General features: G+C 40.7%; 17 protein-coding genes and 1 pseudogene. 14 read left to right on the forward strand and 4 right to left on the reverse strand.

Annotation, left to right across the window (positions count from 1 at the left end; genetic code table 11):
* Positions 1–5: 5 nt before the first annotated feature.
* The 8 genes from QUF78_RS11995 (at position 6) to QUF78_RS12030 (ending at position 6,358) form a co-directional block, all read left to right on the forward strand.
* Entirely contained in the window at positions 6–1,421 is a 1,416-nt protein-coding gene (locus QUF78_RS11995; protein ID WP_289324824.1) for a cobyrinic acid a,c-diamide synthase CobB, read from the forward strand.
* A 14-nt stretch (positions 1,422–1,435) separates the two neighbouring features.
* A complete protein-coding gene (gene cobA, locus QUF78_RS12000; RefSeq protein WP_289324825.1) occupies positions 1,436–2,245 on the forward strand; it encodes a uroporphyrinogen-III C-methyltransferase in 810 nt (269 codons plus the stop codon).
* Entirely contained in the window at positions 2,224–2,787 is a 564-nt protein-coding gene (locus tag QUF78_RS12005) for a nitroreductase family protein (RefSeq protein WP_289324826.1), read from the forward strand. The genes cobA and QUF78_RS12005 overlap by 22 nt, the downstream gene beginning before the upstream one ends.
* Positions 2,788–2,801: 14 nt before the next feature.
* Entirely contained in the window at positions 2,802–3,338 is a 537-nt protein-coding gene (locus tag QUF78_RS12010; protein WP_289324827.1) for a cob(I)yrinic acid a,c-diamide adenosyltransferase, read from the forward strand.
* A gap of 12 nt (positions 3,339–3,350) precedes the next feature.
* Entirely contained in the window at positions 3,351–4,868 is a 1,518-nt protein-coding gene (locus QUF78_RS12015; RefSeq protein ID WP_289324828.1) for a cobyric acid synthase, read from the forward strand.
* 187 nt (positions 4,869–5,055) lie between these two features.
* A complete protein-coding gene (locus tag QUF78_RS12020; protein WP_063233522.1) occupies positions 5,056–5,328 on the forward strand; it encodes an HU family DNA-binding protein in 273 nt (90 codons plus the stop codon).
* A gap of 206 nt (positions 5,329–5,534) precedes the next feature.
* Entirely contained in the window at positions 5,535–5,927 is a 393-nt protein-coding gene (locus QUF78_RS12025) for a hypothetical protein (RefSeq protein WP_289324829.1), read from the forward strand.
* 308 nt (positions 5,928–6,235) lie between these two features.
* On the forward strand, positions 6,236–6,358 hold the full coding sequence (locus tag QUF78_RS12030) for a hypothetical protein (protein WP_289324830.1): 123 nt from the start codon (positions 6,236–6,238) through the stop codon (positions 6,356–6,358).
* Here QUF78_RS12030 and QUF78_RS12035 read toward each other — a convergent pair.
* On the reverse strand, positions 6,351–7,136 hold the full coding sequence (locus QUF78_RS12035) for a protein kinase domain-containing protein (RefSeq protein ID WP_289324831.1): 786 nt from the start codon (positions 7,134–7,136) through the stop codon (positions 6,351–6,353). The genes QUF78_RS12030 and QUF78_RS12035 overlap by 8 nt on opposite strands.
* 325 nt (positions 7,137–7,461) lie before the next feature.
* Between QUF78_RS12035 and QUF78_RS12040 the strand changes: the two are divergent.
* A pseudogene (locus QUF78_RS12040) lies at positions 7,462–7,928 on the forward strand (flavin reductase family protein).
* On the opposite strand, the gene QUF78_RS12045 reads toward QUF78_RS12040, so the two are convergent.
* The 3 genes from QUF78_RS12045 to QUF78_RS12055 all read right to left on the reverse strand — a co-directional run bounded on the left by QUF78_RS12045 (position 7,909) and on the right by QUF78_RS12055 (position 8,540).
* Entirely contained in the window at positions 7,909–8,061 is a 153-nt protein-coding gene (locus tag QUF78_RS12045) for a hypothetical protein (protein ID WP_289324832.1), read from the reverse strand. The pseudogene QUF78_RS12040 and the gene QUF78_RS12045 overlap by 20 nt on opposite strands.
* 162 nt (positions 8,062–8,223) lie before the next feature.
* On the reverse strand, positions 8,224–8,352 hold the full coding sequence (locus tag QUF78_RS12050) for a hypothetical protein (RefSeq protein ID WP_289324833.1): 129 nt from the start codon (positions 8,350–8,352) through the stop codon (positions 8,224–8,226).
* Complete coding sequence (locus tag QUF78_RS12055; RefSeq protein WP_289324834.1) at positions 8,349–8,540, reverse strand: hypothetical protein; 192 nt, start codon at positions 8,538–8,540, stop codon at positions 8,349–8,351. The genes QUF78_RS12050 and QUF78_RS12055 overlap by 4 nt, the downstream gene beginning before the upstream one ends.
* 107 nt (positions 8,541–8,647) lie before the next feature.
* On the opposite strand from QUF78_RS12055, the gene QUF78_RS12060 reads away from it, so the two are divergent.
* From QUF78_RS12060 to QUF78_RS12080, 5 genes are all read left to right on the forward strand, one after another.
* Positions 8,648–9,076, forward strand: coding sequence for a hotdog family protein (locus tag QUF78_RS12060; RefSeq protein ID WP_289324835.1), 429 nt, complete (start codon positions 8,648–8,650; stop codon positions 9,074–9,076).
* A 5-nt stretch (positions 9,077–9,081) separates the two neighbouring features.
* Positions 9,082–10,404 (forward strand): sigma-54 interaction domain-containing protein, encoded by a 1,323-nt coding sequence (locus QUF78_RS12065; RefSeq protein ID WP_289324836.1) that lies wholly within the window; start codon positions 9,082–9,084, stop codon positions 10,402–10,404.
* Positions 10,405–10,675: 271 nt separating this feature from the next.
* A complete protein-coding gene (locus QUF78_RS12070; RefSeq protein ID WP_289324837.1) occupies positions 10,676–11,830 on the forward strand; it encodes an acyl-CoA dehydrogenase family protein in 1,155 nt (384 codons plus the stop codon).
* Positions 11,831–12,218: 388 nt separating this feature from the next.
* Entirely contained in the window at positions 12,219–13,019 is an 801-nt protein-coding gene (gene menB / locus QUF78_RS12075; RefSeq protein ID WP_289324838.1) for a 1,4-dihydroxy-2-naphthoyl-CoA synthase, read from the forward strand.
* Positions 13,020–13,037: 18 nt separating this feature from the next.
* The gene (locus QUF78_RS12080; RefSeq protein ID WP_289324839.1) at positions 13,038–14,675 is read left to right on the forward strand and encodes an AMP-binding protein; all 1,638 of its coding nucleotides are present in this window, start codon (positions 13,038–13,040) and stop codon (positions 14,673–14,675) included.
* Positions 14,676–14,695 lie beyond the last annotated feature (20 nt).

Consider the following 14,695-nt stretch of genomic DNA (forward strand, 5'->3'; position numbering starts at 1 on the left):
CCTATATGAACGATAGAAGATTGGTAATTGCAGGTACCGGAAGCGGTGTCGGAAAAACGACATTGACCATCGGAATCATGGCAGCCCTCCAGAAGAAAGGCTATACGGTTCAAGGGTTCAAATGTGGTCCTGACTATATTGATCCAACCTATCATACTGCAGTTACAGGACGAATTTCACGTAATCTTGACAGTTGGATGTTCGAACATGACACCGTCAAGGAAATTCTTAACAAAGCAGCTACTGGAGCTGATATATCGATCATCGAAGGAGTCATGGGCTTTTTCGATGGCAAAAGTCCTTTATCCAATACAGGATCGACCGCTGAAATCAGCGTCATCACGCAAAGCCCTGTCCTGTTGGTAGTCAACTGTGCCAGCATGGCACGGAGCGCGGCTGCCATTGTAAAAGGATTTCAGGACTTTTCGACCGGTCCGAACATCATTGGGGTCATTGCCAATCAAGTAGGAAGTGTAGGCCATTACAAAATCGTCAAATCAGCCATTGAGCAAGAATGCGATGTACCGGTGCTGGGATATATGAAACGGGAAATGGATATTGATATTCCTAGCCGTCATTTGGGCTTGATTCCTGCGATTGAACGCGGTGAACTTAACCCGTTTTTCGATAAGCTTGCACAATTGGTCATGGGAACGATCGATATCGATCAGTTATACCGTTTGTCAAAGACAAGGGCCGTTTCCAGTGGAAACTCAAATATATTTCAACCCCAAAATGAAAAGGAGGTGTGCATTGCCGTCGCAAAAGATGCAGCCTTCAATTTCTATTATCAGGAAAATCTTGAGTTGCTTGAAGCATATGGGGCGAACATCAAGTATTTTTCTCCATTAAAAGGGGAAGAAGTTCCAATGGATGCTGATGGCTTATACCTTGGAGGCGGTTTTCCTGAGGAATTTGCAGATGAACTTTCTGGGAACGTGGGTGCTATCAGATCCATCAGAACCTCCATTGAAAAGGGGATGCCGACCCTGGCGGAATGTGGGGGTTTCATGTTTTTGAGCAAATCGATTGAAACAACTTCAGGAGAAACGCATCAGATGGCAGGAATGATACCAGGCAGGATTAAAATGCAGAAAAAACTTGCGGCACTTGGGTATCGTGAAATTACAGGAACTTCAAGCAATTTTTTGATCAATGAAACTGAACAGGCAAAAGGTCATGAATTCCACTACTCGACATTTGAAGCGGATGATGATCTTACACATGCTTACGAAGCCAAAGGCAGATTCGGTTCCAAACAAGAGGGGTGTGTATTAGGTAACCTTGTTGCAGGGTATACACACTTTCATTTTGCTTCCAATCCAATATTGGCAAAGAACTGGATCAATGCTTGCTTAAAACAAAAAAACAGATTCACACAAGAAACCATCAACATGGAAAAGGTATTTTTTGAAGATTAAGAGGAGGCGCGAGCATGAAACCGGGAAAAGTACATCTGGTCGGTGCGGGTCCCGGAGATCCGAAACTGATTACGGTATATGGGCTGGAATGTATCCAAAAGGCGGATGTCATTGCATATGACAGGCTTGTCAATCCAGAACTATTAACCTATGCTAAAGAAAATGCAGAATTGGTATATTGCGGAAAATCACCAGGGAAACATCATCTCATTCAAAATGAAATACATGAACTTTTAGTGGAAAAAGCATTACAGGGGAAAAACGTCACCCGTCTAAAAGGTGGAGATCCATTTGTCTTTGGTCGGGGCGGTGAGGAAGCAGAGATACTGGCTGCTAACGGAATTGAATATGATATCGTCCCAGGAATCACAGCGGGAATCGCAGCTCCGGCTTATGCGGGCATCCCGGTTACCCACCGTGAACATGCCTCAAGTTATGCAATTGTGACAGGACATGGCCGTGATTACAAGGGGCAGGATAACCTGAATTGGCAGGCATTGGCCCAAGGCATCGATACCATCGCTTTTTATATGGGAATAGGTAATATGCCGTTTATCTGTGAAAAATTGATGGAGCATGGCAGGGACGGTAAAACGCCAGTGGCTGTCATCGAATGGGGTACGACAGATAAACAGAGGACGATTACAGGTACTTTGAGTTCGATTTCTTTGCTGGCTATAAAAGAGGAAATTCAAAATCCGTCAATCTTTCTAGTAGGCGATGTCGTCCAATTAAGGGAGAAAATCCAATGGTTTGAAAGAGTGATTGAATCAGAGTCCACTTTTGAAGGGAATGAGTCGGAATGTCCATCATTCAAGAATTGAAGGAACGCAGGGCAATAAGGAATTACGAAGAAAAAGAAGTGGAAGACCAAAAAATCAGGCAGTTATTGGAAGCGGCTACCTATGCCCCAAATGACCGTTTACGTGAACCTTGGAGTTTTTATGTGATCAAGGGAGAAGCGAAGCAACGTTATGAAAGATTGGCAGAAAAGTATTTACATGAACGCTTCCCGACCAAACCAAAATTGATTGATAGTTCACTGGAAGTCGTAAAGACGACACCGCTTATCATTGTCGTGACTTCCGATATATTGCCTGACGATCCGGATTCATCCGAAGACAATGTTTTTGCTTCTTGTTGTGCCGTCCATTCGATGTGGCTTGCCGCAAAAGAACTTGGTCTTGGATTCGTTTGGCGCACTAGGGGAGTGGGTCTTGTCAGGGATGAACGCCTGCACGGATTCATCGGTTCACCGGAAAATAAAAAAGTGATCGGCACCATTTTTGTCGGATATCCTAAAGACGATCAACCAGCTCCTGCTACTAAAAGGACTTCATACATAGAGAAAACAGTATGGCTATGAAGGTAGGTGAGTGAGTGGCACGCAGAGGATTATTCCTTATTTATACGGGAAATGGGAAAGGGAAGACGACTGCCTCATTAGGGGTGACTTTAAGGGCGATCGGCAGAGGAATGAATGTCAAATTCCTTCAGTTCATAAAATCTCCAGAGCGTACATATGGGGAAGCATTGGCTTTAAAGAAATTAGGAGTTGAAATGGAACAGCTAGGCATTGGTTTTACATGGACCAAAACACCAGAAGAGCATCGCAGCGCATTACAGTTAGCTTGGGAAAAGGCGAAACAGGCCCTTGGTGATCCTGACATTGATTTACTTGTTCTGGATGAGTTGAACAATGCGTTAGCCATCTCCAAATTCCCGATAGAAGATGTCTTGCCACTGACTGAAATCATCGATGCGATTCGTAATCGTCCCGCTCATATGCATTTAGTCATTACCGGTAGGGATGCCAAGCAAGAGCTTATGGAAATGGCGGATTTGGTTTCATCCATTGAGGCGACCAAGCATTATTATGACGAGGGTATCGGCGCTGTCAAAGGATTAGAGTTTTAGGGGGTGAGCGGAATGAAGGCACGATCCATCATGATACAAGGGACGTCATCCGATGTAGGGAAAAGTTTGATTTGTACGGCATTTTGCCGGGTATTTTCCAATAAAGGATTACGTGTTGTCCCATTCAAATCACAAAACATGGCTTTGAATTCTTTTGTAACCTTGGATGGCGGTGAAATCGGAAGGGCTCAAGGAGTACAGGCGGAGGCAGCGCGGATCACGGCAACAACGGATATGAATCCGATATTACTGAAACCGAAGCAGGATATGGTTTCGGAAGTCATCGTGCACGGTAAGCATTTTCTTGATATGAATGCAAAAAGCTATCGGAATCAATTTGTCCAAGAAGCCATGCCCATCATCCGTAAATCGGTGGAAAAGCTTCAAGATGAATATGACATCATCGTACTCGAAGGTGCAGGAAGTCCGGCTGAAATTAACCTTAAGGACCGGGATATTGCGAATATGCGAATGGCCAAACTCGCGGATGCGGCTGTCATTTTAGTGGCCGATATTGATCGTGGTGGAGTATTTGCGTCCATAATCGGGACGCTTGCCTTATTGGATAAAGATGAACGCGATTGTGTAAAGGGGATCATCATCAATAAATTTCGTGGCATGCGAGAACTGTTGGACGATGGCATTGAATGGTTGGAAAAGGAAACCGGGATTCCGGTTCTCGGGGTGCTTCCCTATTTAGATGTGAATATTGAAGCGGAAGATTCGCTAGCACTCTCTTCCTTACGTTTTAAAAAACCTAAAAAGGCTGAGTTTCCGATTGATGTAGCCGTCTTGAGATTTCCGCGGATTTCCAATTTTACAGATGTGGATCCTTTTTTTGATGAACCTGGAGTAGGTGTCCGGCTAGTAAGCAGTGTCAATGAGTTAGGTAATCCTGACCTTCTTATTTTGCCGGGTACAAAAAACACGATGGAAGATTTAGAGTGGATGAAACATGTGGGGTTGGATGGAGCCATCAATGAACTGCGTGAACAAGGGACGATGATCTTTGGTATATGCGGCGGTTTTCAAATGCTTGGGACTAAACTTTTCGATCCTGACGCTGTAGAAGGTAATGGTGAGAACGCAGAAGGGCTTTCGCTTCTTCCGGTGGAAACCGTATTTCAAGCAGAAAAGAAAACAGTACAAATGGAAGGTGTACTTTCTGCTGGGATAATGGAAGGTCGAATGAACCTTAACGGTTTCGAAATACATTTAGGCAGAACGACATTGAAGTCACAAGTAGAGCCCTTTCTTTTATTGAAGGATGGAAGAGAGGATGGAGCCATATCCACTGACAACAAGGTAATGGGAACATACCTTCATGGGATTTTCCATAATCGCTTGTTCACTAGATTACTAGTTAACCAAATTCGGCGGAACAAGGGGTTGGATGAAGTGAATGAAAACGTTCAAAGCGACTCGGAGCGTAGGGAGGAAGCGTACAATCTCTTGGCTTCCCATTTGGAAGAAAACATTGATATGGATACCATCTATCAATGGCTGCAGCTGGAAACTACAGAAAGTTGAAAAACGGTACGACAGAATCAAATTATGAGTTAATCAAAGCCCTCATCCTTAAAAAATGACTAAAAAACACATCAGTATAGGGTTACACTTCCTTTTATTTAGCCATATTAAGTGACAGACGCATATAAGATATGTTATGTTGTCTTCTCTACATACTTTAAAGAATATAAAAGGATGAGGTGTTCATATGAATAAAACAGAATTAGTGAGTAGTGTGGCAGCACAAGCTGAACTGACAAAAGACGACGCAAAAAAAGTAGTGGATGCATTGTTTGAAACAATCACGGCTACTCTTGCTAAAGAAGAAAAAATCCAATTAGTTGGTTTCGGTACATTTGAAGTGCGTGACCGTGCAGCTCGTACAGGAAGAAACCCGCAAACTGGCGAAGAAATCCAAATTGCAGCTAGTAAAGTACCCGCTTTTAAAGCAGGTAAGGAATTAAAAGAAGCTGTAAAATAAAAATCAATGAAGAAAAACCTGGCGATGAAATTTTCGCCAGGTTTTTTTATTTACTGCCTGGTACTCGTTCTTGAGCAGGGCGATTCGTAAAACGGTAGATTATTTTCAATTAACCCGTCTTATGCTATTCTTGAGTTACCAAGAATTCACTGAAATGGAAAAGGTATATAACGATCTGTTATTTTTTTATGAGGCGGGATATAGTTATGAAAAGGCCATTAGGAGTTTCTTTAATTGGTTATTTTTATATTTTCGGTGCGAGCATTTTACTGTTTACATCAGTTTTCTATGATCCTAATGCCAATCAAATAGGGTTGGTGACAAGATTTGGATTAGCTGATGTACCAGAACGCTTGATTCGAGTATTAGTGGCGCTTATATCCATCGTGATTATCTACGGATATATGAGGTTGGAAATGTGGGGATTTTGGATGATGATTGGATATTCAGCCCTGTTCGGAATGATTAGTTTGACTTTATTATTATCACACAATCAACAGCCTTTTATTGGAAATTCGATTTGGTCAATGATTGTTTTGATATATTCCATTTATGTAAAGCCTTCGTTCAAGATGAAACAGCAAGGCATACCTAATTAGTCCACTTAAGGAGAAGTGGTCCAATATACAATTCGGTTTATCGATTTTTTTTTAATAATGTCATTTTAAATGGATGGCAGTAAGGGCATTATCATTTCACCAACAATGAAAATAATCTCACTCCACCAGAAAAGTAAGGCAGTAATGGAATTAACCCGAATGAAAAAAATTTATAGTACTTATTAATAAGGTTTATACTGTGACTATGTTAGGCTAATGAATAACAAGCTTTAAAATCAATATAAAAGAGGTGAAAGATATGTTGAAGAAAATAATGAAAAAAATCAAACAACTTTCCCAAGGCAGCAGTGAGCGAAGACATGGTCATTATCGCCGAGGCAGCAGCAGTAGCAGCAGAGGGTATAAACGATCTCCCATGGGTGGAAGTGACCGCTACAAAAGAAAAGGACGAGGCAGTAGCAGCTAATTGAAATTCTTAGACTCTAAAGCAGCATGCAGGTCCATTGAGAGTTCTTTAATATCTGAATAAGGTTCGTGGATGCTTAATAACCTTTTCAGTATATGCACGGTTTCTTTTTCTAACGAAAGCTCTTCTGTCCAAGGAAGAGCCTTTTTACTTTTGGAAGCGTACGTCGTATAAAGTACATATAAGAGTATTTCCCCCAAATCGTAAAAATCCTGCCTTTTCATCTCCAAAATGGATTCTTTTGCGAGATTGGCCGAAACGGCCCGTTTAGACAAACCAAAGTCTATCAAGATGGGATGATGGTCTTTAAGTAAAATATTTGGTATACGTAAATCTTGATGGAAAATGTCATGGTTGTGTAGAAAAGATACTAACCCCACCAGGTCATCAAGAAAAAGTAGAGACTCTTTCTCAGTGAACGTTATATGATTCAAGAAAATATGATCTTCTAAATTATCCCCTTTAATGAAATCCATCACAAAATAAACATGTCCGTCTTGTGAAAATTTCTCGTGAAATTTGGGCATGTTTTTGTGGTTTAACATTCGTAATATGGAGATTTCACTCTCAAACTGTTCAAGCTCTTTTTTGCTGCGGCGTTTACTTGTCCGGAGCTGTTTGATCACTATATTTTCATTCGTTTTCAAATCATTGCAAAGATAAACAATGCCGTAGCTACCTGTTCCTATTACAGACGTTACCTTGTAGCGGTTATTCAAAACCACTCCTTTTTTTAAAGGTATATCCACAAAAAATTGATAGATCTTTCGAATGGAACGCAAAAATGAAACTTCCCTCACCACTTTCATTTATTTGAGTCAAGAATACACCGTACTGATTAACTAAGCTGGAAATATGAATGTTCATGGATAGTTTAACACTGATTTTTGATAATGCGGTAATGAAAGTCTTTTCTTCGGGGTGTTCCTTTATACGATATCCAATAAAATATTGAAAAAATACCAATCGTAAGAATTCCCATCAATGAAAAAAATATTGAAAGACTATTAAAAATTTTACGTAATTTCATATTATGAAATTATCGGATTTTTTTAATTTTTACCTTTACTATAATGAATTCATAATAAAATAGCAGGAGGTGAAAAGATGGATGGGCGAGAGTTAAGAAATTGCTTTGGTAAATTCCCAACCGGAGTTACGATCGTGAGCTGGTTTGATGGGGAAGTTCAAAAGGGTATTACTGTGAATTCATTCACCTCGGTTTCATTGGATCCCCGCTTGCTTTAGTGTCAATTCATAAAGAAGCAAAAGCTTGCAATAGCATGAAGGGTAGATCATTTACCATTAATATTTTGTCGGATGAACAAGAATCCATTGCATGGCAATTTGCGGGCAGTAAACAGGAAACACTTGAAATTGACTGGGATAACAAGGGGATTTCGCCAAAAATAAATGGAAGTGTTGCATGGATGGAATGCAAACCATGGGAAGAGTATGATGCTGGTGATCATATTTTGTTCATAGGTGAAATCCTGAGAATTACATTTCGAAGATTTGGAAGCGCTTACTTTCTGTCAAGGGAAAATGGGTCTGCTAAACAACTCGTAAAATAAGGGGGATTCTTATGGGCATTAAAATCCCGAGTAAAACAGCTAAATTCACGAGTAAACCGGCGAAACTCGCGAGTAAAACAGCTAAATTCACGAGTAAACCGGCGAAACTTGCGAGTAAAGCTGCAGAATTCATGAGTAAACCGCGAAACTCGCGAGTAAAACAGCTAAATTCACGAGTAAACCGGCGAAACTCGCGAGTAAAACAGCTAAATTCACGAGTAAACCGCGAAACTTGCGAGTAAAACAGCTAAATTCACGAGTAAACCGGCGAAACTCGCGAGTAAAACAGCTAAATTCACGAGTAAACCGCGAAACTCGCGAGTAAAACAGCTAAATTCACGAGTAAACCGGCGAAACTCGCGAGTAAAACAGCTAAATTCACGAGTAACCCGGTGAAACTCGCGAGTAAAACAGCTAAATTCACGAGTAAACCGCGAAACTCGCGAGTAAAACAGCTAAATTCACGAGTAAACCACCTAAACTCACGAGAAAAACAGCTAAATTCATGAGTAAAACAGCTAAACTCACGAGTAAACCGGCGAAACTCGCGAGTAAACCCACCAAATTCACGAGTAACCCATCCAAACTCGCGAGTAAACCATCCAAATTCACGAGTAATACAACATATGAACTCCCATTTTATAGTATTTGCTTGGAAAGTTATGTATAGTTAGTATTATATTAAAATTGAATATTCAGAAAAATAAAGGAGGGATGTTATGAGTTTAACAATCACAGATTTGTTCATCGGCCAGGTTGCTAGTTTGCAACGCACATTTAATGAATCTGACGTAAAATTATGTAATGAACTAACAAAAGATTACAGTCCGATTTATCAAGTGAATAAAGAAGCATGGAAAAGTAATTTCAGCAAGCCGGTTGTACCTGGTTTGTTAACGGAAGGCCTTATCACTCAAGTGATCAGTGAAAAACTCCCTGGTAGTGCCTGTATACTTTTACAAAAGGAATTGGTCTTTTATCATCCAGTACATATATGCGATATGATTTCAGCTGAACTGGAGATCATTGATATTAATTTGAATAGAAATTGGGTTACGCAAAAGGTGACTTGTTTTAATCAGGAAGGAATTGAAGTCATTAAGGGGCAAGTTGTAATTTTTGTTTTAAGTAATCAAGATATTAGGTGATGTAAATGGAAAATGTCAAAAACGTGTTAAGGAATTGGGGATCGATTGAAGTTGATGAAAATGGAAGAGTTATAGGCGCCACTGCTGACTTTTATGAATATTTCATGATTATGCCGACTGATTTGATAGGAGAGTCCATAACGAGGGTCATTCACACTTCTTCCACCCTTTCTTTGAAAGGTCTTGCTCACAAACATGTATTTTCTGGTGTGATCAGCGGACACTCTTGTTTCATAAGGGTAGTTCGACGAGAAGCTGGTACCCTTTATACAATAATCATCCGACAAGATGAACTGGAATACAGTGATTTAGTGTATTTTGCCAACTCTTTGGAGAAGAATAAAGCCAAGAAAAATTCCTTGTTACAAAGTAGATATAGCTTCGAAGAGATTGTAGGAAAGAGTGAGGAGATAGAGAGAGTAAAAGAGCTGGCCGCCAGAATAGCTACTAGCAGTTCAACCGTGCTGCTTACAGGGGAAACGGGAACGGGAAAGGAACTTTTTGCCCAAGCGATCCATAGTTTGAGTACAAGAAAAGCACAGCCTTTTGTGCCGGTAAATTGTGCCGCGATTCCAGATGAATTATTTGAATCGGAGATTTTTGGTTATGAGGCTGGCGCTTTTAGCGGGGCGAAAAAAGAAGGTAAGCCTGGAAAAATAGAATTAGCCCAAAATGGTACGTTGTTTTTAGATGAGATTTCAGAATTGCCTTATCAGGCTCAAGGTAAGCTATTACGAGTTTTACAGGAAAGAGAAGTGGAAAGACTAGGCGGGACGGGGACTAAAAATGTTGATATACGTATTATTGCGGCGACGAACAGGGATTTAAGAACCCTTATTCAAGAAGGAAAATTCCGCCAAGATTTATATTATCGACTTTATGTTTTTGAATTGAAAATTCCTTCTTTAAGGGAGCGGCACGAAGATATTCTTCCTCTGGCATATCATTTCGTCGAGTATTTCAATAACAAGTTAGGCTCCAATGTGAAAGAAATTGATCCTAAACTCCAAGATTGGCTTATCCAATATGATTGGCCTGGTAACATCCGTGAAATCAAAGCGATAATCGAACGCGGAATGAATATCGTGGATGGAGGGACTCTAACTCTGGATTCTATATATTTTACACCTAACTTCATATTGGAGGTTCCCTCAGCTATGGATAATTCTATGTCCGGTACGTTGGATGAAGTTGTAGGTAATGCTGAAAAATCAGCCATTCAGCGAGCATTAAAAGATTCGGAAGGGGATCGTTCTTTAGCAGCTCAAAAGCTGAAAATTCATGTTGCTAGTTTATATAGGAAAATTGCCAAGTACAAATTGAAATAGCAGAATCATCCAATGAAAGGTAATCAGGTTAACCATTAGGGCACACTTATAAAGTGTGTATTTTTTTGTGAAGTTTCGCAAATTCGATTTGCAGTATTGCGAAAAAATGCAAACTTGCGAAGGCTTTAGGAAACAATAGCCAAATTTGTAGCGAATTCTAGTTGGCACACAACTTGCAATAATAGTTTGTCATGTAAGAGGTTTCATGTTTCGTAGAATGTCCAAAATATAGGTATCGGATAAATTAGTAATTAAACTTGGAGGTAATGATATGCTGAATTTTTCTTTTACGGAAGAGCAGGATTATTTTCGTAAAATATTGAAAGAATTTGCTAAGGAAGAGTTGCTTCCACATTATACAAAATGGGATCGCGAAGGGATTACTCCAAAACATTTGTGGGAAAGGCTGGGGGATCTTGGCGTGAATGGTCTTCGGATTCCAGTGGAATATGGAGGAAGCGGTGCGGATTGTGTGACAACTGGGATAGCTGCTGAGGAGATAGGTCGTGGAGATTTCAATCTTACTTACGCAGTGATGTTGAATGCATTAATTGGTGAAATTATCAATAATCACGCTAGCGAGGAACTGAAAAAAGAGTGGCTTCCCAAAATCTCAAGTGGTGAAAAAATTGTTGGCATTGCCATTACGGAGCCATCCGCCGGTACGGATGCAGGCGGAATTAAAACAACAGCTGTCCATAAAGGAAATAAGTATGTGCTTAATGGAGAAAAGTCTGGAATTAGTGTAGCTATGTGTGGAGATGCCTTTGTTATATTTGCAAAGACGGAACCTGAATGGGGAAATCGAGGGATAAGTGCTTTCATGGTTCCTGCCGATATTCCAGGAGTTGAATGTAGAGGGTACACAGACATGGGGAATATCCCGATTGGAAGAGGTTCGATATATTTAACCGATGTCGAGGTTCCGGAAGAGTATATGATTGGTCTTCAAAATAAAGGGTTTTCCCAAGTGATGAATGGGTTTGATTTAAGTCGGCTGTTAATAGGGCTGCAATGTGTGGGCACCGCTTCACAAAGTATCGATGAAACCATCGAACATGTGAAAATCAGACATTCATTTGGTAAACCGTTGGCGACATATCAAGGGGTCTCCTTCCCCATTGTGACCCACTATACCCAATTAGAACTGGTGAAGTGGCAAGCCTATCGAGGACTTTGGCTTCGTGACCAGGGGTTGAATCATAGTAAAGAATCGGCTTCTGTTAAGTGGTTAGGTCCTAAATATAGTGTAGAAGCTATCCATGAATGTTTACTGTTGAATGGTCATTATGCTTATACGAAGGAAATGCCTCTTGAGCAACGCTTGCGTGACGTGATTGGGTTGGAAATTGGTGATGGCACTGCACAAGCCAATATGATGGTCATTGCAAAGGACATAATAGGAAAGGAGTTCCGTTCTCATTAATCCAAAGGAATGTAGTTTATGGTAAAAGTCAAACCGTAGAATACAGTGGACTTTTACCATGGGTGTTAGGAACGATGGAGTTTATCAATGAATTATTTCAAAGAAGTCAGCGAGCCCAGAGTCTTCAATAAGTAATAAGACCACTGTTCCAGTGATTAAGAGAGGGGCTTATGGCCGAGGCCATAAGTAAAGAGTTGAAAAAGATACATGGGTAATCATTCATAAAGGTTAGTATTTTTCATTCAGTTGAAACCGAAACGATTAAAGAAGAAATAGAAAACATTTACAGTCGTAATAGTGCCGATTACGTTCGTAATGAACAAAGAATTGATGTGATGCAAGGTAAATCATCCTAAATGGACTAGGACAATGAAGGGAATGAAAAACGATGGAATTAACAGATGTAATCTATGAAAAAAAAGGTGGAATTGCAAAGATAACAATGAACAGACCTAAAGTTTACAATGCTTTTCGTGCCAGAACCATTCAGGAATTAATTTGGGCCTTCCGGGACGCTTGGGATGATAATCGTGTTGGTATAGTGATTCTGACTGGAGCAGGTGAGAAGGCATTTTGTGTAGGTGGGGATCAAAAAGAAAAGGGAGAAGAAGGAGGATATGATCATTCGGGTGGTTTAGGTGGTGGAATGGGATTGGAAATCGAAACGCTGCACCAAACGATCCGCAACATTCCTAAGCCGGTCATTGCAGCGGTTAATGGGTTTGCCATCGGAGGCGGACATGTCCTTCATGTCATTTGTGATCTAACAATTGCATCTGACACGGCAAAATTCGGCCAGAGCGGGCCAAAGGTCGGTAGTTATGATGCAGGTTTTGGTTCAGCTTATTTAGCACGAATTGTCGGAGAAAAGAAAGCAAGGGAAATCTGGTATTTGTGTGAACAATATTCTGCACAAGAAGCAAAGGAAATGGGACTTGTGAACAAAATCGTTGCCCCAGAACAACTGCACGAGGTAGCAGAAGAATGGGCAAGAAAGATCCTTGATAAGAGTCCTACTGCGCTAAAAATGCTTAAATATTCCTTTAATGCAGATAGTGCAAACATTCAAGGGATTTCTCAGCTATCGATGGGCAGTTTAGCGATGTTTTACAATACACAAGAATCGGAAGAAGGAAAAAATGCCTTCCTGGAAAAGAGGCCTGTAGATTTTAAAAAATTCAGAGGTTGATGAGGGGGATGGAAACTGGTGAAATTGGAGACGATTTTGACTCAGGAATATGTGGGGAAATATCAAGGCGTTTGGCCAAACCGAACGATCTTGGATTATTTGAATGATGCTATAGTGAAGCATCCAGATAAGATAGCGATTATCGATAAAAAAAGTAGTTTTACTTACAAGCAGCTTGGTAAGTTGGTCGATCGAATCGCTTTGGGTCTCTTGCATATAGGATTGGGTAAAGGGGATGTTGTCTCTGTTCAACTGCCTAACTGGAATGAATTTATAATCTTACACTATGCTGTTACAAGAATCGGTGCCATTAGCAATCCCTTGATACCGATTTATCGAGATAGGGAAATTGGCTATATGGTTGGGATGGCAGAATCAAAAATGATTGTTGTACCAGATTATTTCCGTGGGTTTTATTACCCTGACATGATTGAGAGACTAAGCCATCAATGGCCATCAATGAAACATATATATGTGATTGGGGACAAGGCGCCGAAGGGGATGAAACTGTTCTCCTCACTATTTGAGGAACCTTGGGAAGACCGGATGGATTCATCCATTTTGGATGAAATCACACATGACCCCAATGATGTGACTGAAATTATCTTTACCTCGGGAACCACTGGAAGTCCAAAAGGAGTAATGCATACACATAATACTCTTTGTATATCAACGGATTATTGGATTGACCACTTACATTTAACCTCCGATGACGTTCTTTTCATGGCGTCAACGTTCGCTCATCAAACAGGTTTTGGTTATGGAGTTAGGCTCCCTACTCATATTGGAGGTACGGGAGTCTATCAAGACATTTGGAATCCGAGAGAGTTTATTGAATGGGTTGAGAAGGAAAAGATAACGTTTACGGCGGGAGCTACTCCTTTTCTGCAAGATACGATTCAAATGGAAGGGATAGAAAGTTATGACCTCAATTCGCTACGAGTCTTCGTAGCTCTAGGTGCCCCGATTCCCAGGCATTTAGTAAAGGAAGCCGTGGAAAAAGTACCGTTCAAGATATTGTCAGGATGGGGACAAACGGAAGATGGCTTGGTAACCTTGACGAGACTTGAGGATCTAGAAGAAAAACTGACGAATACCGACGGAATTCCCTTTCCGGGGATGGAGCTAAAAGTAGTGGATCTTGAAGGGGAGCTCTGTGCTCCGAATATAGAAGGTTCTTTATTAGTAAGGGGTCCGGCTCTTTTTGTCGGCTATTTTAAACGGATCGATGATACTTTAGCTGAGTATAGTGACGGATGGTTCATTACCGGTGATCGAGCATTTATTGATGAAGATGGATATATCCGGATTTCTGGAAGAAACAAAGACATAATCATACGTGGCGGCGAAAATATTCCAGTTGCTTATGTAGAAAATGTATTGTATGAACACCCGGATATTTCTAGCGCTCAGGTTATCGCTGTTCCAGATTCTCGTCTTCAGGAAAAAGCATGTGCATGTATCAGCATGAAAATGGGAAAGAGCCCGATTACGATGGATTCCATGCAGGAATTTCTCTCGGAAAAGGGTTTGGCCAAACAATATTGGCCTGAATTTCTTGAAATAATGGATGACTTTCCTCGTACGGCAAGCGGGAAAATCCAGAAATTCCGGCTCCGGGAAATGATAAATGAAAAGATAATAGACAATATATAAGCAGCTCAAATAAATCCATA

The sequence above is a fragment of the Peribacillus sp. ACCC06369 genome, assembly GCF_030348945.1.
Taxonomy (GTDB): Bacteria; Bacillota; Bacilli; order Bacillales; family DSM-1321; genus Peribacillus.